Raw genomic sequence first — 22,552 nt, 5'->3', positions numbered from 1 at the left:
GGTCCCGATTCGAGCCCCCCGAGCGGCCAGGGGAGCAGGTTCACCCGCAGTCAGCTGTCGCGCGTTCGTCTCCCCCGCGCGAGGGGGGAGATGGTAGACCCGCCCGAGCATGGACCCCATCGTCATCCTCGGCGCGGGCCTGGCGGGCCTGTCCACCGCCCACTTCCTTCAGCGCCCGTGGCGCCTCATCGAGCGGTCCGACCGCGTGGGTGGCCTCATCAAGACCGAGGTCATTGATGGGTGTTACTTCGACCCCACCGGCCACTGGCTCCACCTGCGCGACCCCGAGGTGCAGGAGCTGGTGAACACGCTGTGGCTGCCCGGCGAACTGGTCCGCATCCAGCGCAAGGCGGCGGTGTTCTCGCGCGGCGTCTTCACGCGCTTCCCCTACCAGGTGAACACGCACGGGTTGCCGGCCGAGGTCGTCGCCGAGAACCTCGTGGGCTACGTGGAGGCCATCTACGGCGAGAAGGGCCGGGAGCTGCGCGAGCGGGATCCGCGCAACTTCGAGGAGTTCATCCTCCGCTACATGGGTGAGGGCTTCGCCCGGAACTTCATGGTGCCGTACAACCAGAAGCTCTGGACCGTGCACCCGCGTGAGCTGTCCGCCGCGTGGGTGGGCCGCTTCGTCCCCAGGCCCACGCTCAAGGAAGTCGTGGACGGGGCGCTCGGCAGCGGCAGCGATGCGCTCGGCTACAACGCGTCGTTCCTGTATCCGCGCGAGGGCGGAATCGAGAGCCTGGCCCGCGCCATGCTCCGCCACCTGGAGGGTGGCGAGCTGAGTGTCCACACCGAGCCTGTCTCCATCGACTGGAAGGCGAAGACGGTGGCGCTGTCGGACGGGCGCTCGCTGCGCTACGCGAGTCTGGTGTCCTCCATCTCCCTGCCCGGGCTGGTGCAGCTGCTCGCGAAGGGCGGCGCCGGAGTGCCGGAGTCGGTGCAGGCCGCGGCGAAGCAGCTGCGCGCCACCACCGTGACCTATGTCTGCGTCGCCGCGCGCGGCGCCAACCGGCAGCCGTGGCATTGGATCTACCTGCCCGAGTCGGAGTTCCACAGCTACCGCATCGGTTCTCCCTCCGCCGTGTTCGCGCCGCTGGCGCCTCCGGACACCGCGACGTTCTCCGTCGAGTACAGCCACCACGGGAGCCTGTCGCTGGCGGACGCCGAGGCGAAGGCCGTGGAGGACCTGCTGCGCTCCCAGATGATCCACTCCGCGGACGACATCCTGTTTACGCGCGCCCGTGAGATTCCCAACGCCTACGTGCTCTACGACGACGCGTATGGCCCCGCGAAGAGTGAGGTGGTGCGCTTCCTCGACCAGGCGGGCATCCACACGGCGGGCCGCTACGGGCAGTGGGAGTATTCGTCCATGGAGGACGCCATCCTGGCCGGGCGCGCTGTCGCTCGGACGCTCAACCGCTGACGCTGGCGAACGCTCCTGGCGCGAGTCCTGTCGACGGGTGTCGCGGGCCGTGCTAGGTCCCGCCCCTTTCCGCCCGCCCCTGACACATGGCCCCGCACCTTTCCGTCGTCATCCCCGTCTACAACGAAGAGTCCATCATCACCCAGGCGGCGGAGGAGCTGCGCCAGGGGTTGGATGCGCGCGGGCTCGACTACGAAATCATCTTCGCGGAGAACGGCTCCCGCGACGCGACGCCGGCCATCCTGGAAGAGCTGTGCGCGAAGAACCCGCGGATGCGGTGGTTCCATTCGGAGCGGCCCAACTACGGCGTCGCGCTGAAGGCGGGCATCCTGATGGCCCGCGGCACCTATGTCGTCTGCGATGAGATCGACCTGTGCGACCTCTCGTTCTACGACGCGGCGCTGCCTCGCCTGGAGCGCGGTGAGGCGGACATGGTGGTGGGCTCGAAGGCGGCCAAGGGCGCCAGCGACCAGCGGCCCCTCATCCGTCGCGCGGCCACGCGGGTGCACAACAAGCTCTTGAAGGTGACGCTGGGCTTCCAGGGCACGGACACGCACGGCCTCAAGGCGTTCCGTCGCGAGGCGCTGCTGCCCGTCATCCAGAAGTGCGTCGTGGACATGGATGTGTTCGCCAGCGAGTTCGTGGTCCGCGCGTGGCGCGAGGGCCTGAACGTGGTGGAGATCCCCATCCAGCTCCACGAGAAGCGCCAGCCCTCCATCCACCTGTTCCGGCGCGTGCCCAACGTGCTCAAGAACGTGGGCAAGCTGGTCTACGTCATCCGCATCCGCGGGACCTGAGCAGGGGACGGCACATGGCGGCGCGGCTGGCGTCCATCTCCGTCGACCTGGACTCGCTGCCGCACTACTGCCGCATCCACGGGCTGCCCGAGTCGCTCCTGGATGCGCGCGCCCGGTCGCTCGTGCACGCGGTGGCGGTGCCGCGCTTCCGCGAGCTGCTGGCCACCGTGGGCGCCCCCGGGACGTTCTTCGTCATTGGCGAGGACCTGGAGTCGGACCCCACCGCCGCGGAAGGCATGCGGCAGGCGCACGCGGGCGGCATCGAGGTGGCCAGCCACAGCCACTCGCATGACTACGCGCTGAGCCGCCGGGGCGTGGAGGCCATCCACGAGGACCTTGCCCGCGCGGACGCGCTCATTGCACGCGCCACGGGCGAGCGGCCCTCGGGGTTTCGCGCACCGGGCTACACGCTCAGCCCGGACCTGTACGCGGCCACCGTCGCGCAGGGGTATCTGTATGGCTCGTCCGCCTTTCCGGCGGCGCCGTACTACGCGGCCAAGGCGACGGTGATGGGGGCGCTGGCCATCCTGGGGCGGCCGTCCCGGTCCGTGCTGGACACGCCTCGGGTGCTCCTGGCGCCGCGCGTGCCGTACCGTCCGGACCCGGCGCGGCCCTACCAGCGAGGCTCGGGCGCGGTGTTGGAGCTGCCCATGGCGGTGACCCCGGGCGTGCGCTTCCCGTTCATCGGCACGTTCGCCGCCACGCTCCCGCGCCCCGTCCTGCGCTCGACCTACCGGGCCCTCCAGCGCGAGGCGTTCTTCAACTTCGAGATGCACGGCGTGGACGTGCTGGACGCGGCGGACGGCATCCCGCCCGAGCTGACCCGGCAGCAGCGAGACCTGCGCGTGCCCGCGGCCCAGAAGCAGGAGCGGCTGCTCGAGGTCTTCCGCTGGCTCAAGGCGGACTTCGACGTCGTCACGTTGAAGGTCGTGGCGGAGCGGCTCGCGCCCACGCTCTAGCGCGCCCAGGAAACGTGGCGTGCCGGACAGGGCCTCTCCCGGTGCGCGGGCGGGTGGTGTTAAACAGCCGCCATGCTGGAGCGCTTCAGCGACAAGGTGAAGAAGGGGCTGCGCGGCTGGACCGAGCGCATGGCCGGGGCGGAGCAGCAGCAGCAGCTCCAGGCCCTGGCGCGCACGGAGAACGAGTACGGGGTGGACCCGTTCGGGTTCAACCTGGACTACAGCCTGGCCGCCATCGCTCCGTTCCTGTGGCTCTACCGCCACTACTTCCGCGTGGAGGCCTACGGGGCGGACCGGATTCCCAGCGGCCGCGTGCTGCTCGTGTCCAACCACTCGGGGCAGCTGCCGCTGGACGGCGCGATGATTGGCATCTCGCTCATGGTGGAGGCCCAGCCTCCCCGCGCCATCCGCAGCATGGTGGAGAAGTGGGTGCCCTCGCTCCCGTACGTCTCCACCTTCATGGCGCGTGTGGGGCAGATTGTCGGGACGCCGGAGAACTGCCGGCGGCTGTTGGAGGCCGGCGAGGCCATCCTCGTCTTCCCCGAGGGCGCGCGCGGCATCAACAAGCTGTGGCCCCAGCGCTACCAGCTCCAGGAGTTCGGCCTGGGGTTCATGCGGTTGGCGCTGGAGACGGACACGCCCATCGTCCCCATCGCCGTCGTCGGCGCCGAGGAGCAGGCCCCCGCGCTGATGGACCTCAAGCCCCTGGCGAAGCTCCTGGGGTTCCCCTCGTTCCCCATCACCCCGACGGGACTGCCCATCCCGCTGCCCACCAAGTACCGCATCTACTTCGGGGACCCGCTGCGCTTCACCGGCCGGGCGGACGACGAGGACAGCGAGCTGGACAAGAAGGTCCGCACCGTGAAGGCCGCCATCCAGGCCATGCTCCACCAGGGCCTCAAGGAGCGCCGAGGCGTGTTCTGGTGAGCGCCCGGACCGGCGGTGATGTTAAGACGGCGGGCACATGAGACCCGCCGTCGTCGTCACGGGCATCAGCGGAAACCTCGGCCGCACCCTCGCGAAGCTCCTCCACAAGCAGGAGCGCATCATCGGCATCGACCGGCGTCCCTTCCAGGGGCGGCCGAAGGACGTCGAGATGTACCAGCTCGACCTTCGCAAGAAGAAGGCCGAGGACGTCTTTCGCAAGAACGACGTCCGCGCCGTCATCCACATGGGCATCATGCATGACCCCCGGATGAGCGAGGAGGAGCACCACTCGTTCAACGTGGTGGGCACCACGCGGCTGCTCGAGTACTGCGCCAAGTACGGGGTGAAGAAGGTCGTGGTGCTGTCCTCGGCCAACGTCTACGGCCCCAGTCCGGACAACTCCAACTTCCTCACCGAGGACGCGCCGCTCATGGCGGCCAGCCGGTTCTCGGGGGTGCGCGACCTCATCGAAGTGGACATGCTCGCGCATGGCTTCTTCTGGAAGCACCCGGACATCGAGACGGTGATTCTCAGGCCCGTCCACATCGTCGGGCCCACCATCAAGAACGCGCCGTCCAACTACCTGCGGCTGCGCCACCCGTGGACGCTCGCGGGCTTCGACCCCATGGTGCAGCTCATCCATGTGGAGGACGTGGCGCGCGCCATGGTCGCCGCGCTCCGGCCCGAGCTGCGCGGCGTCTACAACGTCGTGGGACCGGGCGAGGTGCCCCTGTCCTCGGTGATGCGCGAGCTGGGCAATACCCCGCTGCCCGTGCCGCATCCGGTGGCGCGCCCGCTGTTGGGCCTGCTGTTCCGCTACCGGCTGGCCAGCTTCCCGCCGCCGGAGCTGGACCACATCCAGTTCCTGTGCGCCGTGGATGGCTCCCGGTGGGTGAAGGACATCCACTGGAAGCCGCGCCACTCGATGCGCGACACCATCCGCTCCGTCCTGGGCGAGTAACCCCCTCTCGCGCTTGAGAAGTCCGAGGGGGCCCTGACAGCCCTGTCAGTCCCGAGGGGATGACAGCGTTGGCGGGCTCTGACAGGCATGTCACGCGGGGCAGGGGGATGTCGGGGGGCGGACAGGCGCAAGTGCCCGATTTCCGGAACCAGTCCCTCCGCCTGGGCTGCGCGCGGGGCGTTGGCACCTGCATTGCTCTAGGAGCCAGGCAAGAAGGCACGACGACGCGGGCTGGCAGCACAGCGTCGCCGGGCCACCCTGGTAGAAGGTTCCATGGGGGAACCTTCGACGCCCACCGCCTCGGCCGGCCCCGAGACGGTGGGCGGTTTCTTTTCTAGGGCAGCTCGCCCTCGAAAGGGCCGGACTCCTGTCGCTCCAAGAGCCACGCGCCGTCGCGGAAGATGAACTCCGAGGTGACGGTGTCGGTGTGCGCGGAGGCCGAGGGCAGGCGCATCCATTGGATGGTGCTGCGCACGGTGGCGCGCTGGCCGTCGTCAGAGACCTTCACGTCCTCGATTTCGTAGTCGGTGATGGTGAGGTCCCGGTCGTCCTGGTGTTCGCGTCGGGAGCGCTCGAAGGCGTCGCGGCGCTCTGGGACGAGGATGCGGGAGACGTTCCGGAAGTTCCTCCAGCGGATGTTCTCGTGGAAGGCCTCCACGGTGGGCTTGAGGTTCTCCAGGTCGGTCTTCTTGGAGGTGTGGGCACAGGCCCCACCGAGGAGGAGCGCGAGGACGAGGACGGGCAGGCGATTCACGTGGCGAGGCTACACCCGGCCCTCGCATCGGACGAGGGGCTCGGTGCTATGGTCCGGCTCCCCCGCACGAGCACCGGAGTCGCGACCGAACATGGCCAAGTCGATGGTGGAGCGTTACGAGCAGCTCCTCCGGCAGGATCCGACCTCTTCCGTCTTCGTCGAGCTCGCCAAGCTCCTGCTGGAAAAAGGGGAAGCCGCGCGAGCCATCGAGGTCTGCGCGCAAGGCGTCTCGCACCATGCGGGCTCCACGGTGGGCCGGGTGCTGTGGGGCAAGGCGCTCATCCAACTGGGGCGGCCCGCCGAGGCGATGGAGCAGTTCGACCAGGCCATCGCCATCGAGAAGGACAACCCCTACGCATACAACCTCATTGGCGAGGTGTTGTTGCAGCGCGGGCTGTATCGCTCGGCGCTGCCCATCTTGCGCAAGGCGGTGACGCTCCAGCCGAATGACGGGCGCGTGAAGCTGTGGCTGGAGCAGGCGCAGCAGGCGGTGTCTGGAGGGCCCGCGCCGATTTTCGCGGACCTCATGGGGCTGGAGAAGCCCGCCGAGCCCCCGCCCGACGCCGCGACGGCCGAGTCCGGTCCGCAGGCCCGGCCGGAAGCCGCGCATCCCTCCGCGTTCGAGGCGCGCTCCGCCGCAGCCGCGGGACGCGTTGGAGCGCGGGCCGCGCGGACGTCCGATGCCCAGGTTCGCGGAGCAGGTGCTGCGGATGGGGCGCGTGCTTCCGATTCGCCGGGGCGGGGCGCGGCTCGTGGTGACGGTGACTCGCCCGGGCGGGAGCGTGAGACGGGACGTCCCGCCACGGCTCAGTCGCTCGAGTCGCGGGCGCGCGGTGACGGTGCTGCTCCTGCGTCCGAGGCGCGCGGGCGCGCGGCGGACGACGGCGCTCACGGCGCGACGGGCTCCGGCGGGACGACCGAGCGCGATGCGGGCGCACCTGCGTCTGCTGACTCCAGCGGGGATTTGAATCCCGAGCGTGGTTCGGCTCCCGGACTCGAGCCGGGCAGCGACGCTCACGGTGGCTCGCCCTTCGGCGCCGAGGACTCCGAGTCGGGGACGTCTCGTGGAGGCGATTCCCACGCGGAGCCCGGAAGCTCCTCGGCGGACGATTCGCGAGATGCTGCCTCGTCGAACTCGGGTGACGAGCGCTCCGAGTCCGTGGACCTGGGCGGCCTGGATGACGCCCCGGGGCGCGATGGCGCTTCGGAGGCGGAGGCTCGCGCGTCCTCCTCGACGGCGCAGGGCGGACTCATTCCGGAGTTGGGGAGTGAGGAGGCTCCTGACCGCTCGGAGTCGCTCGCGGCGGCTGGGGAGAACTCTCCGGAGCGTGATTCCTCGGGCGACCGTCGCGGTGGGAGCGACGGTTTGCTGGCGGACCTCCCAGAGGCCTCGGGCGAGGGCGCCGCGGCTGGGGGCGGCGGACTGCTCGGAGAGCTGCCTCCTCCCGAGGAGACTGGCGCGCGGCGGACCGTGGCGGCTCGGGCTCCCGAGCCGGTTCGTTCGTCGGGGGGCAAGCGGTCGCTGCTCGATGACATCCCCGACGCGGCGGAGGTCCACGCTCCTTCCGGCGCCACGAAGGTCGCGGCCAGCGCGCAGGACACGGAGAAGCTCGCCGCGAAGTACGAGCAGGAGCTTCGCGAGAAGCTGGCGAAGGAGTCGGCCAAGCGGTCGTTCCTGGCTCGCAACGGCGTGAAGCTCGCGTCGGCCATCGTCGCGACGGTGTTCGTGCTCGTCAGCGTCGGGGCCTTCGTCACCTACCGGGCCCGGCAGGGGGGGCAGACTCTCAAGGAGACGCTGGACCGGACCAGCCGCCTGGTTTCTCAGGACACGCGCGCGTCGCTGGACGAGGCCCTCAAGCAACTCGACCGGGCCCACGAGATGGACGATGGCAGCAGTCAGGCCTGGGCGCTGACGGCCTACGTCCACGCGCTGCTCTTCGCGGACCATGGGATGGCTCCGGACGAGCGCCAGAAGGCGCTGGAGGCCCTGGAGAAGACGGGCGTCAAGGAGGGCTTCCCCGGCCTGATGCTGGCCACCAATGTGCTCGTGGCGGATGACCGGGGCCGTGAGCCGGCCCGGCGCGCGCTGCTCGCCTCGACGGATGAGTCCACCGAGCTGCATGCCCTCGCGGGTTCGCTGCTGCTCGCCGCGAAGGACGAGAAGAAGGCCCTGGAGCGCTTTGACCGGGCCCTGAAGGCGTCCCCCACCAACGTTCGTGCGCTCGTGGCCCTGGGGGGCTACTACCTCGCGTCGGAGGACCATCCGCAGGCGCTCGAGATGTTCCGTCGCGCGCGCGAGGTGTCCCCCGAGCATCCCGCCGCGCGCATTGGCATGGCGGAGAGCCGGCTCGCGCTGGAGCAGGAGCTGGACGAGGCGCTGGCCGACGTCGCGCCCCTGGCGACCGACACGCGGCTTCCCGCTGCACTCCAGTCGCGCCAGCAGTTGGTGCAGGGACAGCTCTTGTCCGCGCTCGGGCGGTATGACGAGGCGCGCGCGCTGTTGTCTCGCGGCGCGCAGGGGCCCAAGGCGTTCGACTTCCAGCAGGCGCTGGGGGCGGCGAGCCGCGCGGCCGGAAAGTTGGATGTCGCGCAGCAGGCGTATGAGGCCGCGCTCAAGCTCCAGCCCAAGAGCGAGGAGGCCCGCGAAGGACTCGGGCGCACGCTGTTGGATCGCGACCGCGAGCGCGAGGCCCTTCAGCGCCTGGAGCCGGACGGCGGCCGCAAGGTGTCACTGGTCCGAGGCGCGGCCTATGCCCGCCTGGGGGATTGGAAGCGCGCTCGCGCGGAGCTGGCCCGGACGCGCGTCAACGACCGCTACTCCCCCGAGGCCATCGCGTGGCTGGCCCTGGCGGACGCCGCCGAGGGCAACGGTGCGCAAGCGCGTGAGGTCCTGGAGAAGGCCCTGGCCGCGCTCAAGCGCCCGCGCAACGACATGCGCGTGGCCTTGGGACAGGTCTATTGGCGCGAGCGCGCGCTGGACAAGGCGCAGACCCAGTTCGAAGAGGCCATGAAGAACCCTCGCGAGTACGAGGCCGCGTGCTCGCTGGGGCGGCTGCTCTTGTCGCGCGGGCTGCCGGACATGGCGCTGGCGCCGCTGACGAAGGCCGTCGAGCGCAACGGCGCGCACGGCGAGGCCCGCGACGCGCTGGGCCGCACGCTGCTGGCCCTGGGGCGCGCGCCCGAGGCGCTCAAGCAGTTCGAGACCTGGCAGCTCGACAACCCAGGCAACGCCGCGGCCCACAAGGGCTTCGCGCTCGCGCTGTACCAGTTGGGGCGGCGCAAGGACGCGGAAGGCGCGGTGGGGCGCGCAGTGAAGCTGGCGCCCGATGACGCCGAGGGACAGCGGATCCGCGCCGCCATCCTCTTTGCAGCCGGGGATGGGGCAGGGGGCTTCGCCGCGCTGGAGCGCGCCAACAAGCTGGACCCGAAGGACCCGGAGACGTTCTGCGAGATTGCCCAGGCCTTCCTGCGGCAGGACAACGTGGACAACGCGGAGGCGGCCTTCGCGGCGGCGCGGCGTGAGGGGCCGGACGTCGCGTGCGGTCGCGTGGGCGAGCTCTACGCGCAGGTGCCCGCCGGAGGCCGCACGGCCGCTCGGACACTCCAGGACCTGGCGGACAAGGCCTCGTCGGTGGCGGACAAGGCCTTTGCCCAGGCGGCCATCGCGCGCGTGCAGCTCGGCGCCGGGGCGCTGAAGGAGGCGCGCACCGCGGCGGACGAGGCCGTGAAGCTGGCCCCATTCACGGGCCGCGGCTATCTGGCCCTCGGGCTGGTGGCCCTCAAGCAGCGCCAGGAGGCGCCGGCGAAGGAGGCCCTGCTCAAGGCCGTGGAGCTGGAACCGACGGACGGGCTTGCGCAGCTGGCGTTGGCCGACCTGCTGGTTCGCGAGCCGAGCGAGCTGACCCGGGCCGTGGACGCATATGAGGCCTTCCTCCGGCTGGCCGGCGGGTCGTCCGAGGCCTCGCGCGTGAAGAAGGCACTTCCGATCCTCAAGCGCAAGGCCGCGAAGTAGGGTGGACTCCGTGCACTCCCGCCGGCCAACGGACTCGCCCCTCCTGCGCATCATGTGGGGCAACGCGTTTCTGCTCTCCGTCCTCTACCTCTTGACGGGGATTGGCGTGGAGGTGGCGCGGCGGCTGTATCCGTCGCGTCTCCTGCAGCGTCTGTCGCTGTCGCTGGACTCGCTGCCCGCGCGCGCGCTGGAGCTGGTGGGGGCCATGGAGCCGTTGCGCACGGCCTACTTCACCGGACGGCTCACCGAGGCGCAGGTGCGCATCCTCTTCGGCATCACCACGGTGGGCGTCATCTTCATGCTGGCCCTCGTGGTGGGCAGCGTCATGGGCGGCGTGCGCTACCTGCTCCAGCGGCGCGCCGCGAGGCCCTGAGCGCTACTCGGACGTGGACGCGCGCCGGGCCCGCGCCTTTCTCACCTTGGGCGGCGTGAAGGGCACGGCCTGGGGCTCGTGTCCCGCCGCTCGGGCCATCAGGCAGATTTCCACCACCTTCGGGCCAAAGCGCTCCCAGCGACTTTCGCCCGTACCCTTCACCGCGAGGAAGGCCTCACGGTCCACGGGCAAGGCCGAGGACAGCCCCAGCAGCGTCGCGTCGTTGAAGATGATGAACGGCGCGATGCCCAGGTCCCTCGCCAGGTCCTTTCTCCAGCGGCGCAGCTCCGTGGAGGCCAGCTCGCTGTACTCCAGCACGGGAGTCCCCGCCGTCGAGGGCGCCGAGCGAGCGGAGGACGTGCGAGACAGCCGCGGCATCATGGTGCCCGCGCAGCGGTCGCATTTGCCGCAGACGGTGTCGGCGTCCAGCTCGCCGAAGTAGCGCAGGATGAAGGCCCGCCGGCAGCGCTGCGTATAGGCGTAGTCCGTCATCCGCTTGAGGCTCAGCAGGCTGCGGCGCTCCTGCTCGCGCACGCGACTCAGGTCCAGCTCCAGGTCGCGGAAGGCGCCTTGCTTGAGCGCGCGAAGGGTGCGACCCACGAAGGGCTTTCGCACCACCACCGCGCCAGACTTCTCCAGGAGCCCCAGCGCGTGGCGGACCTCCTCCGAGGACAGGCCGGTGCGCCGCGCGAGGATGGGCAGCTCCGTGGTGGACTGCCGCCCCAGGGGAAAGGTCTCCAGCAGGGACTTCAAGAGCCGGCGGGCGTCGTCCGCGTGCGGATGGGTGCCCGAGGCTTTCTCCGTCAGCGTCAGGTTGTACTCGCCCTCGCCTCGGCCGCCGCGCTCCAGCAGGCCCTCGCGCTCGAAGACCTTCAGCGCCGCGGAGACCTCGAACTCGCTCGAACCCACCCGAGCCGCCAACGCGTGCACGCCGCGCTCGAAGTCGCCCTCGGCCTGGAGGACGTTCCACACGTCCGCCATCACCGCCTCGGAGGGGTGGCTGCCCTCGATGAGGCGCTCCTGCGTGTACACGTCCGCGTGGTTGAACAGCAGCACCGCGGAGGCCGGCCCGCCGTCTCGGCCCGCGCGGCCAATCTCCTGGTAGTACGCCTCCACCGCCTTGGGGATGTTGGCGTGCGCCACGAATCGGATGTCCGGCTTGTCGATGCCCATGCCGAAGGCATTCGTCGCGACCGCCACTGCTTCCTTCGCGGACATGAAGTCGTCCTGCGCCCGCTTGCGCGCCTCCACGTCCATGCCCGCGTGGTACAGCACCGCGCGCACCTTCCGCGTCAGCAGCGCCGCGTGCACGCTCTCCGCGGCCTTGCGCGTGGAGCAGTAGACGATGCCGCTGCCCCCTCGCGCGGCGAGCTGGGCGCAGGCCTCGCGCCGCTCCTCGTCACCGCCGACGTTCATCACCTCCAGGAAGAGGTTGGGGCGATCGAACCCTTGCGTGAACACGCGCGGGTCCTTCATCAACAGCACCCGGACGATGTCCTCGCGAACTTCCGGTGTCGCCGTGGCGGTGAGCGCCACGGTGCGCGGGGGACGCAGCCGCTTGCGCACCTGGCCCAGCAAGGCGTAGTCCGGCCGGAAGTCGTGGCCCCACTGGGAGATGCAGTGCGCCTCGTCCACCGCGAACAGGTCCACGCCCAGCTCCGTCACCGCCTCCAGGAAGCGCGCGCTGCGGAAGCGCTCCGGCGCCACGTAGAGCAGCTTGTACTCGCGCATGCGGACCCGGCGCATGCGCTCGGCCCGCTCCAGGTCGGACAGCGACGAGTTGATGTACGTGGCGGGGATGCCGCGCGCGGTGAGCTGCTCGACCTGGTCCTTCATCAACGCGATGAGCGGTGACACCACCAGCGTCAGCCCCGGCAGCATCGTGGCCGGCAGCTGGTAGCACAGGCTCTTGCCCGCGCCCGTGGGCATCACCACCACGGTGTTGTTGCCGCTGAGCACCGAGTTGATGACGGGGGCCTGGCCGGGGCGGAACTCCGCGAGGCCGAAGTGCCGCACCAGCCCCCGCTGGGCTTCTTCGAGAAAGGGCAGGGACTCCGGCATCGCGCGCATGTTCACCATCCTGGGTCGGCCGTCAACGGCAATCCCCCGCCTCGTGCTTCCTCGGCCTCACAGCTCCAGCCCCGGCGGGACGGGAATCGCCCGCCGCGCCGTCGCGACCTCCTGGCGCAGCCGCTCCGTTCGCTCCGGGTCCACCCTGCCGTCCACCACCACGTCGCCCTCGCGTGCCCCCGGTGGCACGCGCCACCGCTCCACCGTGCAGGCCCGTCCGTTCGCCGCGTCCACCACCAGCGCCCGGTCGTCCTCCAACAGCTCCACCCGCACCGGTCCGCTCCCCAACCCCAACACGCCGCACACCATCACGAGCCCCTCCCAGCCACACCCCATCTGCGTCTCCCGTCCTCGTCATCGGGCAAGAGCCGCCGTTCCATCAGCGACACGTAGCCCGTGTCCCCCACCACCAGGTGGTCCAACAGCTTGATGCCCAGCAGGCACGCCGCCGCCGCGAGCTGGCGGGTCAGCGCGATGTCCTGCGCGCTGGGCTCCGGGTCACCCGAGGGATGGTTGTGCGCGAGCACGATGGCGGTGGCGCGCGAGGCGAGCGCCGCGCTGAAGACCTCGCGTGGGTCCACCGGGCACATGTTCATGGTGCCCTCCGCCACCCTCGCGTCGTGCACGAGCACGTTGCGCGCGTTGAAGCACAGCACGTGGAACACCTCGCGGCGCAGCGCGCCCAGCGTGGGTTCCAGATAGGCGTGAATCTGCCGGGCGTTGCACAGGCGCGGGCGCGGCTCCTCGCTGCGTCTGGCGCGGCGGGCCAGCTCCAGCGCCACCACCAACTGGATGGCGCGCGAGGGGCCGAGCCCTGGCCGCGCGCTCAGTGCCACCGCGTCTTCTCGTGCCAGGGACTTGAGGCCGCTGCCCTCCAACACCTGGGCCGCGCCTTCCTGCCGTCCTCCGTCGCGAGGCCCCGGCTCCCACAAGAGCCCCAGCAGCTCCGCGTCCGTGAGGGCCGCAGCGCCCAGCCGGAAGAGGCGTTCTCGCGCTGCCTCCGCGTCCGTCTCCCGTGCCCTCTCCGCGACCTCGCTCACGGAGGCTCGTTGTACCTCCGCCCTCGTCCCGCCTCTCGCCATCCCGCCTCCCGACACGCCGGGGTGTTGGCTGAGCAACCCACATGCCGGTCTCCGCCACTCGGGCGAGGCGGGCGTCCGCCGTCTCACCTCGTGGGCGGAGGCTCACCGCGGGGACGGGCGCGCATGCGCCAGTCTGGCTCTCGGCGCGCGAGACGCCCGCCCGCCGGGCAAGGGGCCTGTCACGCGCTAGAAGCGCGAGATGGCGAAGAAGCCTTTAATCTTCTCGTTCGTCTCGCGAAGTCGCTCGCTCAGCGTGCGGACGAACGTCCACAGCAGGACGTAGGCGAGGTCCTTGTCGGTGAACATGAGCTGGTCCAACCGCGACCGCTCGATGACCCAGACCGTGCAGGCGACATGGGCGATGGCGTCCGCCGAGCGGGCCGAGTCCTCGATTACCGCCATCTCGCCGAAATACTGCCCGGCCTCCAGGATGGCGAGCGCCTCCTCGCCGATGCCGGGCACCGACTTGGAGATGCGGACCTTGCCCTCGGCGATGACGAACATGTCCTGGCCTGCTTCGCCTTCGCGAAACAGGAAGGCGCCTGTCGGGTAGCTCCGGGGCTGAGCAATCTGGGCCACCTTGGCGAGCTGGCCCTGGGTCAAACCCTCGAAGAGCGCAACCTTCTTGAGGACCGCAGCATCCATAGGGCCCAGCTTCGTATCACGTGCCCGAGGGCCTCTGGTACCTTCGCGGCCTCGCATCGAACAGGAGGAGCCGTGTCGCAGGAGAAGATCAACAAGGTGACCATCATCGGGTCGGGCCCGGCGGGCTACACCGCCGCCATCTACGCCGCTCGCGCCAACCTGGAGCCCGTGGTGTTCGCCGGCGGTCCCACCCTGGACCACCCGCAACGAGTTCCCGGCGGCCAGCTCATGGTCACCACGGATGTGGAGAACTACCCCGGCTTCCCCGACGCCATCACCGGCCCGGAGTTGATGGAGCGGTTCCAGAAGCAGGCCGAGCGCTTCGGCACCACGATTCACATGGAGAACGTCACGAAGATCGACTTCTCCTCGCGCCCCTTCTTCATCCAGGGCGAGAGCGGCATCAGCTACCGCTCGGAGAGCGTCATCATCGCCACGGGCGCCACCGCGAAGTGGCTGGGCGTCAAGGGCGAGGACACCTACAAGAACCGCGGCGTGTCCGCGTGCGCCACCTGCGACGGTGCCTTCTTCAAGAAGCAGGACGTGCTGGTGGTGGGCGGCGGCGACACGGCCATGGAGGAGGCCACGTACCTGGCGAAGATCGTCCAGCACGTCACCCTCATCCACCGGCGTGACTCGCTGCGCGCGTCCAAGGTGATGCAGGAGCGCGTCCTCAACAACCCGAAGATCTCCATCCTGTGGAACTCGGCGGTCGAGGAAGTGGTGGGCGACGCCAAGGGCATGAACGGCGCGGTGGTGCGCAACCTCAAGTCCGGGGACAGCCAGCTGCTCAAGGCCACGGGCCTGTTCGTGGCCATTGGCCACACGCCGAACACGGAGCTGTTCCAGGGCATCCTGGAGACGCACCAGGGCGGCTACCTGAAGACGCACCCCGGCTCGACGCGCACCAACATCGAGGGTGTGTTCGCGTGCGGCGACGTGCAGGACAGCTACTACCGGCAGGCCATCACCGCGGCTGGCACGGGCTGCATGGCGGCCATCGACACCGAGCGCTGGCTCATCGAACAGGGCGAATAGCCCGAAGCCCACCGCCGCCGGCACGAGGAACGACACGCGCATGAGCAAGAAGCAGAAGACGCTGGCGGTGCACGCGGGCTCGCGGCTCACGGGCAGCAAGGCCGTGCCCGTGGCGCCGCCCGTCTTCCCGGCGGCGGTGAACTGGTTCGACAGCAGTGAGGACCTGTCGGACGCGTTGGATGGCAAGGACTTCGCCTACGCGCGGATCAGCGCTCCCAACGCTTCGTTGTTGGAGGAGGCGGTGGCGGCGTTGGAGGGCGCCGAGGCGTGCGTGGCGTACGCGAGCGGGATGGCCGCGCTGCGCTCCGTCTTCGACGCCCAGGCGTGGCGACCCGGAGACCGCCTGGTGATGCCGGCGGATGGCTATGGCGTCACGCGGCTGCTCTACAAGAACCTCTGCGCCCGCTTGGGCGTGGAGCTGCACGCGCTCCTGCTGACGGATGCGCAAGCTCCGGCGCGCATTCGAGAGCTGCGCCCGCGCATGGTGCTCGCCGAGAGCATCACCAACCCGCTCTTGCGCGTGCCGGACCTGCGCGCGTTGTCCCATGCGTGCGGGGACGCAGGCGCGGTGTTCGTCGTGGACGCCACGTTCCCGTCGCCGCATGGCCAGCGCGCGTTGTCGCTCGGCGCGGACTACGCCGTTCAGTCCACCAGCAAGTGGCTCAATGGGCACAGCGATGCCTTGGGCGGCACCGTCAGTGGTTCGCAGGCGCGCATGGCGCCGCTGCGCGCCGCGAGGATCCTCGCGGGCGATGTGCTCGGGCCTTTCGAGGCGTGGCTCACGCTGCGCGGCCTGCGCACGCTTCCGGTGCGCATGAAGGCCCATGCCGAGCATGCCGCGCACGTGGCGCGGCGGCTGGAGGGCTCGGCGCTGTTGGATCGCGTCATCTACCCCGGGCTGCCTTCGCACCCGGACCATGCCGTGGCGCGCGAGCTGTTGGAGGGTGGCTTCGGCCCCATGGTCGCGTTTGAAATCAAGGGCGGTGGACGCCCCGAGGGGGACCGCTTCCTGGAGGCGCTGCGCATCTGCAAGCCGGGCCCTTCGTTGGGAGACGTGGGCACGCTCGTGATGCACGCGGCCAGCGCCAGCGCGCGCCGCATGACGCCCGAGGAGCGCGAGGCCGCTGGCATTCGCGAGAGCCTCATCCGCGTGTCCGTGGGCCTGGAAGATCCAGACGACGTGGCGGACGACCTGCTCCAAGCCGTGGCGAAGGGGGCGCGCCCATGAAGATGATCGACGTGGGCGACAAGGAGAAGACGGAGCGCGTGGCGGTGGCCACCGCGCTGTTGCGGATGCTCCCCGCCACGCGCGAGCGCATCCTGGCCGGCAAGGTGGAGAAGGGGGATGTGCTCGCGGCGGCGCGGCTCGCGGGCATCATGGCGGCCAAGCGCACGCCGGACTTCGTGCCGCTCTGCCATCCCATCGCGCTCGCGGGGGTGGAGGTGCGGCTGTCTCCCGTGGAGGCCGGCCTGTCCGTCCAGGTGCGCGTGAAGACCGTGGACCGCACGGGCGTGGAGATGGAGGCGCTCACCGCGGCCTGCGCGGCGGCGCTCACCGTCTACGACATGTGCAAGAGCGTGGACCGGGGCATGGTCATCGAGGCTGTCCAACTGGAGCACAAGTCGGGCGGACGTTCGGGAACGTGGGAGCGGGCCGAGCCCACTCCTCCTCGTGCGAGAAAGAAGACAGCGCGCCGGGCCTGACATCCTCGGCCGGGCGCGTGGGCGCGAAGGCGCTCGCGCCGTCGAGGGCCCGACACTCGAAGGTCCGGAGTCCCGGGCGAGGTTCACTCCCGCACGCGGCGGCCGTGCGCCGCAGGACGATGCCGCCGGGTCATCCGTGCCGGGGGCTCCCGCCGCGCGGCCCACCCCGTCAGATTGGGCGCGTTGAAATCCCGGGACTCGTGACGCCAAGACGTCCGAGCCAGGAGGTAGCGGGGTGCTGCGGAGCATGTCGTTCGGGCTGGCGTGGCTCGCGGCCGCCGTGGTGCTGGGCAGCGTGGCTTGCGGCGAGACGGACGCCGCCGATGCCACCGCGGAGGGCGAGCGCAAGCGGTGCGCGGACCGCACGCCGGAGCTTCGCTACGTGTCGCGCGCGCAGCAGGACTGCCACGACCTCTACTTCGTCTGTCGCCCCGGGGAGACGGCCTTCCTGACCGCCTGCGGCTGCGGCTGCGCGCTGCCCGCGCTGTGAGCTAACGCGCGCCGCGCAGGTGCTCCAGGAAGAAGGCCACCACCACGAGCGAGTGGGTGATGTGCCCCTCCAGGATGAGCCGAGGCACGTCCGCGCGCGGGTGCAGCTCCACGAGGATGTCCTCGCCCTCGTCCTGCTTGCCCGCGTGGACCTTCACGCAGTCCAGCGCGAGGAAGCTGAAGCACCGGTTGGGCTGGAGCGCGGGGTTGGGGTGCACCGAGCCCAAGGACACCCAGCGGCCCGCGACATGGCCCGTCTCTTCCTCCAACTCGCGCGCCGCGGCGGCCTCCGGCGTCTCGCCGGGGTCGATGACGCCGCCGGGAATCTCCAGCGTCGCCGTCTCCGTGCCGAAGCGGTACTGCCGCACGAGCACCAGCTCGTCCCCTGGCGTCACCGCGATGACGTTGACCCAGTCCGCGCAGCCGATGCGCACGCGCGGGTGCTCCAGCGACGTGCGTGGATCCGCCACCACGTCCTGGCGCACCTGCACGACGCGGAAGTCATGCTCCAGGCCCTTGCGCAGTCGCGGCCAGGGCTTCACCGTCCGAGACACGGCGGACTCCTTCGTGAGGGGCTTCAAGGTCAGTTGAGCAGGGCGGCGCGCTCGCGCAGCTCGCGCGCGGTGAGCTCCAGCCGCTCGCGGTCCGGCGCATCCGGGGACAGCTCCAGGCAGCGCTCCACGTCCTTGAGCGCCGCGCGGTAGGCCCCCAGGCTGGCCAGCAGCGCCGCGCGCGTGCGCAGCTCACCCGGATGGTCCGGGGCGAGCAGCAAGAGCAGGTCCACCACCGCCAGACTGCGTTCACAGTCCTCGCGCCCCAGATAGACGCGGCGCAGGTTGGACAGCATGCGGTACGCGATGAGCTCCACGGGCGCGGGCGACAGCATGGCCCGGTCGAACTTGAGCTGCGGCGCCACGCGCTTGAGCAGCTCCTCGCAGCCGTGCTCGGTGAGGATGTCGCCCTCGTGGAACGGATCCATCACCAGCTTGTGGTCGCCCGCGTCGCACGCGACCAGGAAGTGGCCGGGAAACGGCACGCCGTAGAGCGAGATGCCCGCGCGCCGCGCGACCTCCAGGTAGAGCACCGAGAGCGTGATGGGCAGCCCCACCTTCCGCTCCAGCACGCGGTCCAAGAAGCTGTTCTCCGGCGAGTGGTAGTCCTGCGAGTTGCCGCGGAACCCCTCGATGTCCGCCAGCACATGGCGCAGCGCGCGCAGCGGGGCGATCGCCTCGCCGCGCTCCATGAGTCGCTCGGCCTCGATTTGCACCCGGCACGCCAGCGCGTCCAGCGTGTGCAGGCACGCGGGCGCGTCCAGGTCCGAGCGGTCAAGGGTGGCGATGGCCAGCGCCGCCAGGTCCAAGCGCGGCGGATCCGCTGCCAGCGCGGACACCAACCGCTCGCGGGCGAGTGGCGGCCCGAATCCAATGGGGATGCTCACGGGAGGAACCAGTAACGCACGGGCGCTCCAACGGCAAAGGCAGGCGGCCGAGCGTCAGCTCGCCGGAGGCCTCAGAGGCAGGCGCCCCTTGATTTCGGCCCGCAGGGCCACATGGGCGGAAATGAGCCCGGCCAGGATTCCGTCCTCGAACTCGAACGTCGGATGTTCCTTGAGTTCTGGGAAGTCGTGAGGGTTGCGCAGCTCCTCGGGCGTCATGTTCGGCACCGCCTCCCGGGCCAGGCGAAGCACCTTCGCCTGCTGCTGGGAAATCATCCGCTCGTAGAGCTGGGCACCCAGCTCGAGCATTTCGTGGGCTGTCTCTTCCGTCATGGTGCGCGTTTCTACTCCTCTGCGACTACTCCTGGGCGATGTCCCACTTCAGCCGGCGATACGAATAACGGAATGCCTCGGCGTTTGCCGCCACCGCGTCGCCCGAGCCCTCCCGACCGTCCAGGAACGCCACGAAGTCGAGCTGGTGCTCGGGCTGGCCAAACTCCCGGTCAAAGACGCGCACGATTTCATTGGCCGGCAAGGTGCGCCGACCGGCCACGTCCACCAGCGGAATGGCCAGGCCCTTCATGTCCTGGGCGGGGGCATAGGACTTCCACACCAGCTCGGTGCACACCAGCGTCTGGTCCGAGAAGAAGTCGAAGTTGAAGTCGTACGGGCGCCCCTGGAAGGTGAACGCCCGGAGGATGGCTAGGGCCTTGTCGCGCTTGGAGAGGCGAGGCCGCAGGACGCCCAGGTAGTCCACGTGCAGGCCGTGCTCGGGGCCGGTGAAGGACACGCCCTCGCTGATGGACTCGATGATGCGGATGGCGTCACCGTGCGCGTCCTGGCCCGAGTACTCGGCCCACTTGGCGGGGAAGGCGTGCGCCAGGTGCTCGCTGAACGTGGCGCCGCCTCCGGGCAGCGTGGCCACCCAGGCGCGCACGTCGGGATCCGCGTCGAACGCGGCGGACAGTTGCGCGGGCGTGCCGACATACAGCTCCGCGTGGGGCCAGAAGCCCGGCAGTCCGATGTTGGAGAGGAACCAGTTCTGCCGCGCCAGGACGATGTCGCCGGGCTCCATGCGCGCGAGCACGGCGTCGACCTGTTCGCGGGTGATGAGGGGCTTGCCCAGGCGGTGCACGCGGGTGTCGCCCATCCACTCGGCCACGGCCTTCTGCACGGGGAAGATGGCGCGCAGGGTGGAGTCCTGCGTCACGCCCGCCGCCGCTTGGACGAAGAGCGGGGCGCCTCGTCTGGCGAGCTTGCCGCGCGCCACGCGGCTGTTGTCCTTCATCTCCTGGAAGAGCCACGTCACGCGCGGCTGGCCCATCGCGCCCGAGTCCGCGAACACCGGCCGGAGCTGTTCCTTGTAGCCGTCTCCGGTGAAGAGCTGCGTGGCGGTGCCCACGTGGACGACCTTCTCGCGGAAGCGGGCGAAGGTGCGCGCGGGCAGGCCGTACTCGGGCGAGGGCTCGTCGAGGAGGACCTCCAACTGCGGCCGTCCTCCCGCGAGGTCCACGAAGGTGAGCCCGCGGGCCAGCTCGGTGGTGAGCGCGCCGTGCGTGAGCAGGAAGCCCCAGCCGTGTTTGATGGGTTGGGTGGGGGCGGGCGCCTTGAGGAACTCCCAGTAGCGCTGGCGGATGACCTCCACCGAGACGAAGTAGTCGAAGAACGCGGCCCACGTGCTGACCAGGCGCTGCTTCTGGTCCGGCGTGTACGGCACCGCGCGCGCCTGCGTGTAGAGGGCGCGCGCGCGGCCCATGTCCTCCTCCAGGCGCCGCATGCCCTCGGCATGTCGCTGGAGCGCCTCCAGGTCTCGCTGGGCCTGGGCCACGAACGCCGCGTCGTCGAGCGCGTACACGTCAGCGGCCGGGGCCGGGGCCGCTGCAGGGGCGGGGGCGGGCTCGGCGAGCGCGAGCCAGGCGAGCAGCAGGGTGGGGGAGGCAGGCACCGACGCGACTCCAGGGAGCAGGGGTGGGTGGGGCGTCACTCTATCCCGCCGGGCGATGGGCGGTTGGCCCCCTGGCCGGGCACCGGAGGGGTCTGGGGGGCCCCGGTGGTCCCGGGCGGGGATGGGCCCCACGTTTCCAGGGCAGGGCGCAGTGCCCGGGCGACGTGGCTCGGGCGGAAAGGTGGACGCACGATGGCATTCGGACAGGCGGAGGACCCAGGGCTCTCCATCTCGGCGCAGCTCGACGCGGTGGAGTACCCGGCGCAGCGCGAGGAGATGGTCCAGGCGGCCGAGGACAACGGCGCGCCCGTGGACATCATCAACGTCCTCAAGTCGCTGCCGCGCGAGGAGTACGCCTCGCGCGAGGATGCCATGCGCGACCTGGCCGAGGCCGCGCGGCGCTTCGCCAGCGGAGGTCTGCGCGATGACGACGGCGTGAATCGCGACCGGCGCAACATCGGGCGGGACGCGGTGGAGCATGCGCCCGAGGGCCACACGCGCCACCCCTGAGTCGTGTCGCCCGGCACACCCAAGGGGTATGAAGACGCTCGCGGGCGCTGGCGCTTTCTGCCAGCGTCCCCGGCCGCATGCGTTCCCTCCTCCTGGTGTCGTGCTGTGCGCTGCTGTCCCTGGCGCTGGGGTGTCACTCGCGGCCCCGGCTGGTGCCCGTGTCGAGCCCGCCGCCTCCGCTGCGCCTGGACTTCCGGCCCCCCGTGGACCGCGTCCTCACCGAGCTGTTGCAGACCTCGCGCACGGTGGAGCGCGGCGGGGCGCGCACGCGTGACGACGCGGAGCTGACCACGCAGTCGCGCTTCGCGCCGTCCGAGGGCGGCTGGCTGCTGACGCAGACGGTCGAGCACGCGCGCCGAGTCCATGACGGGCAGGAGGTGACCTCGGCGGTGGACGAGCTGCTGACGCGCTTCGCCCTCCAGCAGCGGCTGTCCGCGGATGGCTCCTTCATCCGGCTGGAGGGCGCGGACGCCGCGAGGCAGGCGGTGCGCCAGGCGCTCCCCGCGGGCCCGGAGATGGCCCTCCTGGAGCGCTTCTTCGCCCCCGAGGCCCTGGAGGCCCGCGCGCGTCGCGAGTGGGAGGTGAAGTACGGCGGCCTCTTCCAACGCAACCTCGTGGAGGGGCAGCGCACGTGGGCGGTGGATGCCTTCACGACCGGGGACTCGGAGGGCCACTTCCTCCTGGAGCGCACGGTGCAGGGCTCGCGGGCCACCGAGTATGGAGACGCGGTGGTGTTCACGCTGCGGTGCCTGGACAAGGTGCCCAAGGACGCCTCGCGCGAGTTGCTGGAGGCGTGGTCCGAGGCGGGCTCTCCAGCGCTCACCTCCGGCGTGACGTGCCAGGGGGAGCAGGTGGTGGCGCGCAGTCGCTTCGTGCCGGTGCACCGGCGGCTGACGGTGAGCGCGCCGGTGCGCGGTGAGACGTGGACGTGGACCACCGAGACCCACGCCCAGCAGCTTCAGGAGGAGGCGCAATGAGCGAGCAGGACAACCTGGTGACGAGCGAAGCCGGCGTGGAGAAGGTGGTGAAGGGCGCGCGTCGCGTGGCGGTGCTGGGCATCAAGACCGAGCAGCACGCGGACCAGCCCGCCTTCTACGTGCCGCGCTACCTGGCGGAAGCGGGCGTGGAGGTGGTGCCGGTGCCCGTCTACTACGCGGACGTGACGCACATCCTCGGCAAGCCGGTGTATCGGCGGCTGGTGGACATCCCCGGCGACCTCGACGTGGTGGATGTCTTCCGGCGCCCGCAGGACATCGACGGGCACCTGGATGACCTCATCGCGAAGAAGCCGAAGGCGGTGTGGTTCCAGTCCGGCATCCGCAACGACGCCGCGGCCGCGCGGCTGGCGAAGGCGGGCATCCAGGTGGTGCAGGACCGCTGCCTCATGGTCGACCACCGTCGCTACGGCGCGCGGTGAGCGCCGGCCAG

Annotated in this window: 23 protein-coding genes; 14 read left to right on the top strand and 9 right to left on the bottom strand. The window is 70.6% G+C overall.

Features of this window, described 5'->3' with window-relative positions:
• The first annotated feature begins 109 nt into the window (after positions 1-109).
• From KRR26_RS28350 to KRR26_RS28330, 5 genes are all read left to right on the top strand, one after another.
• Positions 110-1,423, top strand: coding sequence for a protoporphyrinogen/coproporphyrinogen oxidase (locus KRR26_RS28350; protein ID WP_120209376.1), 1,314 nt, complete (start codon positions 110-112; stop codon positions 1,421-1,423).
• Between the two features lie 86 nt (positions 1,424-1,509).
• Positions 1,510-2,220 (top strand): glycosyltransferase family 2 protein, encoded by a 711-nt coding sequence (locus KRR26_RS28345; RefSeq protein ID WP_120209375.1) that lies wholly within the window; start codon positions 1,510-1,512, stop codon positions 2,218-2,220.
• Positions 2,221-2,234: 14 nt separating this feature from the next.
• Positions 2,235-3,179, top strand: coding sequence for a polysaccharide deacetylase family protein (locus tag KRR26_RS28340; RefSeq protein WP_217081312.1), 945 nt, complete (start codon positions 2,235-2,237; stop codon positions 3,177-3,179).
• A gap of 72 nt (positions 3,180-3,251) precedes the next feature.
• On the top strand, positions 3,252-4,106 hold the full coding sequence (locus KRR26_RS28335; protein WP_120209373.1) for a lysophospholipid acyltransferase family protein: 855 nt from the start codon (positions 3,252-3,254) through the stop codon (positions 4,104-4,106).
• 37 nt (positions 4,107-4,143) lie between these two features.
• On the top strand, positions 4,144-5,067 hold the full coding sequence (locus tag KRR26_RS28330) for an SDR family oxidoreductase (protein ID WP_120209372.1): 924 nt from the start codon (positions 4,144-4,146) through the stop codon (positions 5,065-5,067).
• Positions 5,068-5,401: 334 nt separating this feature from the next.
• On the opposite strand, the gene KRR26_RS28325 is transcribed toward KRR26_RS28330, so the two are convergent.
• A complete protein-coding gene (locus tag KRR26_RS28325; protein ID WP_199723897.1) occupies positions 5,402-5,821 on the bottom strand; it encodes a hypothetical protein in 420 nt (139 codons plus the stop codon).
• 91 nt (positions 5,822-5,912) lie between these two features.
• Between KRR26_RS28325 and KRR26_RS28320 the strand changes: the two genes are divergently transcribed.
• Positions 5,913-9,833 carry a tetratricopeptide repeat protein gene (locus KRR26_RS28320; protein WP_217081311.1) on the top strand — a complete coding sequence of 1,307 codons (3,921 nt, stop codon included), beginning with the start codon at positions 5,913-5,915 and terminating at the stop codon, positions 9,831-9,833.
• A gap of 52 nt (positions 9,834-9,885) precedes the next feature.
• Positions 9,886-10,206 carry a hypothetical protein gene (locus KRR26_RS28315; protein ID WP_120209420.1) on the top strand — a complete coding sequence of 107 codons (321 nt, stop codon included), beginning with the start codon at positions 9,886-9,888 and terminating at the stop codon, positions 10,204-10,206.
• Positions 10,207-10,209: 3 nt separating this feature from the next.
• Here KRR26_RS28315 and KRR26_RS28310 read toward each other — a convergent pair whose 3' ends face one another.
• From KRR26_RS28310 to KRR26_RS28295, 4 genes are all read right to left on the bottom strand, one after another.
• Positions 10,210-12,285 carry a RecQ family ATP-dependent DNA helicase gene (locus KRR26_RS28310; RefSeq protein ID WP_217081310.1) on the bottom strand — a complete coding sequence of 692 codons (2,076 nt, stop codon included), beginning with the start codon at positions 12,283-12,285 and terminating at the stop codon, positions 10,210-10,212.
• 48 nt (positions 12,286-12,333) lie between these two features.
• Positions 12,334-12,612 (bottom strand): DUF3006 domain-containing protein, encoded by a 279-nt coding sequence (locus KRR26_RS28305; protein ID WP_233577374.1) that lies wholly within the window; start codon positions 12,610-12,612, stop codon positions 12,334-12,336.
• Complete coding sequence (gene radC / locus KRR26_RS28300) at positions 12,585-13,316, bottom strand: RadC family protein (RefSeq protein ID WP_233577373.1); 732 nt, start codon at positions 13,314-13,316, stop codon at positions 12,585-12,587. The genes KRR26_RS28305 and radC overlap by 28 nt, the downstream gene beginning before the upstream one ends.
• Before the next feature lie 228 nt (positions 13,317-13,544).
• Entirely contained in the window at positions 13,545-14,003 is a 459-nt protein-coding gene (locus tag KRR26_RS28295) for a cyclic nucleotide-binding domain-containing protein (protein WP_120209369.1), read from the bottom strand.
• 72 nt (positions 14,004-14,075) lie between these two features.
• Here KRR26_RS28295 and trxB point away from each other — a divergent pair, with 72 nt between their 5' ends.
• The 4 genes from trxB to KRR26_RS28275 all read left to right on the top strand — a co-directional run bounded on the left by trxB (position 14,076) and on the right by KRR26_RS28275 (position 17,235).
• Positions 14,076-15,041 carry a thioredoxin-disulfide reductase gene (trxB, locus tag KRR26_RS28290; protein WP_217081309.1) on the top strand — a complete coding sequence of 322 codons (966 nt, stop codon included), beginning with the start codon at positions 14,076-14,078 and terminating at the stop codon, positions 15,039-15,041.
• A gap of 40 nt (positions 15,042-15,081) precedes the next feature.
• Positions 15,082-16,269, top strand: a complete 1,188-nt coding sequence (locus KRR26_RS28285) for a trans-sulfuration enzyme family protein (RefSeq protein ID WP_217081308.1) — start codon at positions 15,082-15,084, stop codon at positions 16,267-16,269.
• Complete coding sequence (moaC, locus tag KRR26_RS28280) at positions 16,266-16,745, top strand: cyclic pyranopterin monophosphate synthase MoaC (RefSeq protein WP_217081307.1); 480 nt, start codon at positions 16,266-16,268, stop codon at positions 16,743-16,745. The genes KRR26_RS28285 and moaC overlap by 4 nt, the downstream gene beginning before the upstream one ends.
• A gap of 235 nt (positions 16,746-16,980) precedes the next feature.
• The gene (locus tag KRR26_RS28275; RefSeq protein WP_120209365.1) at positions 16,981-17,235 is read left to right on the top strand and encodes a hypothetical protein; all 255 of its coding nucleotides are present in this window, start codon (positions 16,981-16,983) and stop codon (positions 17,233-17,235) included.
• Between the two features lies 1 nt (position 17,236).
• Here KRR26_RS28275 and KRR26_RS28270 read toward each other — a convergent pair whose 3' ends face one another.
• The 4 genes from KRR26_RS28270 to KRR26_RS28255 are packed head-to-tail and all read right to left on the bottom strand — an operon-like array spanning position 17,237 to position 20,614.
• Positions 17,237-17,788, bottom strand: a complete 552-nt coding sequence (locus tag KRR26_RS28270; protein WP_217081306.1) for an NUDIX hydrolase — start codon at positions 17,786-17,788, stop codon at positions 17,237-17,239.
• 29 nt (positions 17,789-17,817) lie between these two features.
• Positions 17,818-18,672 (bottom strand): SirB1 family protein, encoded by an 855-nt coding sequence (locus tag KRR26_RS28265; protein WP_217081305.1) that lies wholly within the window; start codon positions 18,670-18,672, stop codon positions 17,818-17,820.
• A gap of 54 nt (positions 18,673-18,726) precedes the next feature.
• On the bottom strand, positions 18,727-19,002 hold the full coding sequence (locus tag KRR26_RS28260) for a hypothetical protein (protein WP_120209363.1): 276 nt from the start codon (positions 19,000-19,002) through the stop codon (positions 18,727-18,729).
• A 25-nt stretch (positions 19,003-19,027) separates the two neighbouring features.
• Entirely contained in the window at positions 19,028-20,614 is a 1,587-nt protein-coding gene (locus KRR26_RS28255; RefSeq protein WP_217081304.1) for a YiiX/YebB-like N1pC/P60 family cysteine hydrolase, read from the bottom strand.
• Between the two features lie 192 nt (positions 20,615-20,806).
• On the opposite strand from KRR26_RS28255, the gene KRR26_RS28250 reads away from it, so the two are divergent.
• The 3 genes from KRR26_RS28250 to KRR26_RS28240 all read left to right on the top strand — a co-directional run bounded on the left by KRR26_RS28250 (position 20,807) and on the right by KRR26_RS28240 (position 22,541).
• A complete protein-coding gene (locus tag KRR26_RS28250) occupies positions 20,807-21,124 on the top strand; it encodes a DUF2795 domain-containing protein (RefSeq protein WP_199723894.1) in 318 nt (105 codons plus the stop codon).
• A 77-nt stretch (positions 21,125-21,201) separates the two neighbouring features.
• Positions 21,202-22,101: a hypothetical protein gene (locus tag KRR26_RS28245; protein ID WP_217081303.1), complete on the top strand. Its 900-nt coding sequence runs from the start codon at positions 21,202-21,204 to the stop codon at positions 22,099-22,101.
• Positions 22,098-22,541, top strand: coding sequence for a CoA-binding protein (locus KRR26_RS28240; protein WP_217081302.1), 444 nt, complete (start codon positions 22,098-22,100; stop codon positions 22,539-22,541). The genes KRR26_RS28245 and KRR26_RS28240 overlap by 4 nt, the downstream gene beginning before the upstream one ends.
• Positions 22,542-22,552 lie beyond the last annotated feature (11 nt).

Origin of the sequence: Citreicoccus inhibens (assembly GCF_019039035.1) — a bacterium.
Lineage (GTDB): Bacteria > Myxococcota > Myxococcia > Myxococcales > Myxococcaceae > Citreicoccus > Citreicoccus inhibens.
This window is presented reverse-complemented; position numbering and strand designations above follow the sequence as displayed.

Excerpts from the sequence above, each read along its gene's own strand:
- KRR26_RS28340 (WP_217081312.1), top strand. The coding sequence starts at position 2,235 with ATGGCGGCGCGGCTGGCGTCCATCTCCGTCGACCTGGACTCGCTGCCG.
- KRR26_RS28240 (WP_217081302.1), top strand. The coding sequence starts at position 22,098 with ATGAGCGAGCAGGACAACCTGGTGACGAGCGAAGCCGGCGTGGAGAAG.
- KRR26_RS28335 (WP_120209373.1), top strand. The coding sequence starts at position 3,252 with ATGCTGGAGCGCTTCAGCGACAAGGTGAAGAAGGGGCTGCGCGGCTGG.
- KRR26_RS28250 (WP_199723894.1), top strand. The coding sequence starts at position 20,807 with ATGGCATTCGGACAGGCGGAGGACCCAGGGCTCTCCATCTCGGCGCAG.
- KRR26_RS28330 (WP_120209372.1), top strand. The coding sequence starts at position 4,144 with ATGAGACCCGCCGTCGTCGTCACGGGCATCAGCGGAAACCTCGGCCGC.
- KRR26_RS28350 (WP_120209376.1), top strand. The coding sequence starts at position 110 with ATGGACCCCATCGTCATCCTCGGCGCGGGCCTGGCGGGCCTGTCCACC.
- KRR26_RS28295 (WP_120209369.1), bottom strand. The coding sequence starts at position 14,003 with ATGGATGCTGCGGTCCTCAAGAAGGTTGCGCTCTTCGAGGGTTTGACC.
- KRR26_RS28260 (WP_120209363.1), bottom strand. The coding sequence starts at position 19,002 with ATGACGGAAGAGACAGCCCACGAAATGCTCGAGCTGGGTGCCCAGCTC.
- KRR26_RS28285 (WP_217081308.1), top strand. The coding sequence starts at position 15,082 with ATGAGCAAGAAGCAGAAGACGCTGGCGGTGCACGCGGGCTCGCGGCTC.
- KRR26_RS28305 (WP_233577374.1), bottom strand. The coding sequence starts at position 12,612 with ATGGGGTGTGGCTGGGAGGGGCTCGTGATGGTGTGCGGCGTGTTGGGG.
- KRR26_RS28245 (WP_217081303.1), top strand. The coding sequence starts at position 21,202 with ATGCGTTCCCTCCTCCTGGTGTCGTGCTGTGCGCTGCTGTCCCTGGCG.
- KRR26_RS28310 (WP_217081310.1), bottom strand. The coding sequence starts at position 12,285 with ATGGTGAACATGCGCGCGATGCCGGAGTCCCTGCCCTTTCTCGAAGAA.
- KRR26_RS28320 (WP_217081311.1), top strand. The coding sequence starts at position 5,913 with ATGGCCAAGTCGATGGTGGAGCGTTACGAGCAGCTCCTCCGGCAGGAT.
- KRR26_RS28345 (WP_120209375.1), top strand. The coding sequence starts at position 1,510 with ATGGCCCCGCACCTTTCCGTCGTCATCCCCGTCTACAACGAAGAGTCC.
- KRR26_RS28315 (WP_120209420.1), top strand. The coding sequence starts at position 9,886 with ATGTGGGGCAACGCGTTTCTGCTCTCCGTCCTCTACCTCTTGACGGGG.
- moaC (WP_217081307.1), top strand. The coding sequence starts at position 16,266 with ATGAAGATGATCGACGTGGGCGACAAGGAGAAGACGGAGCGCGTGGCG.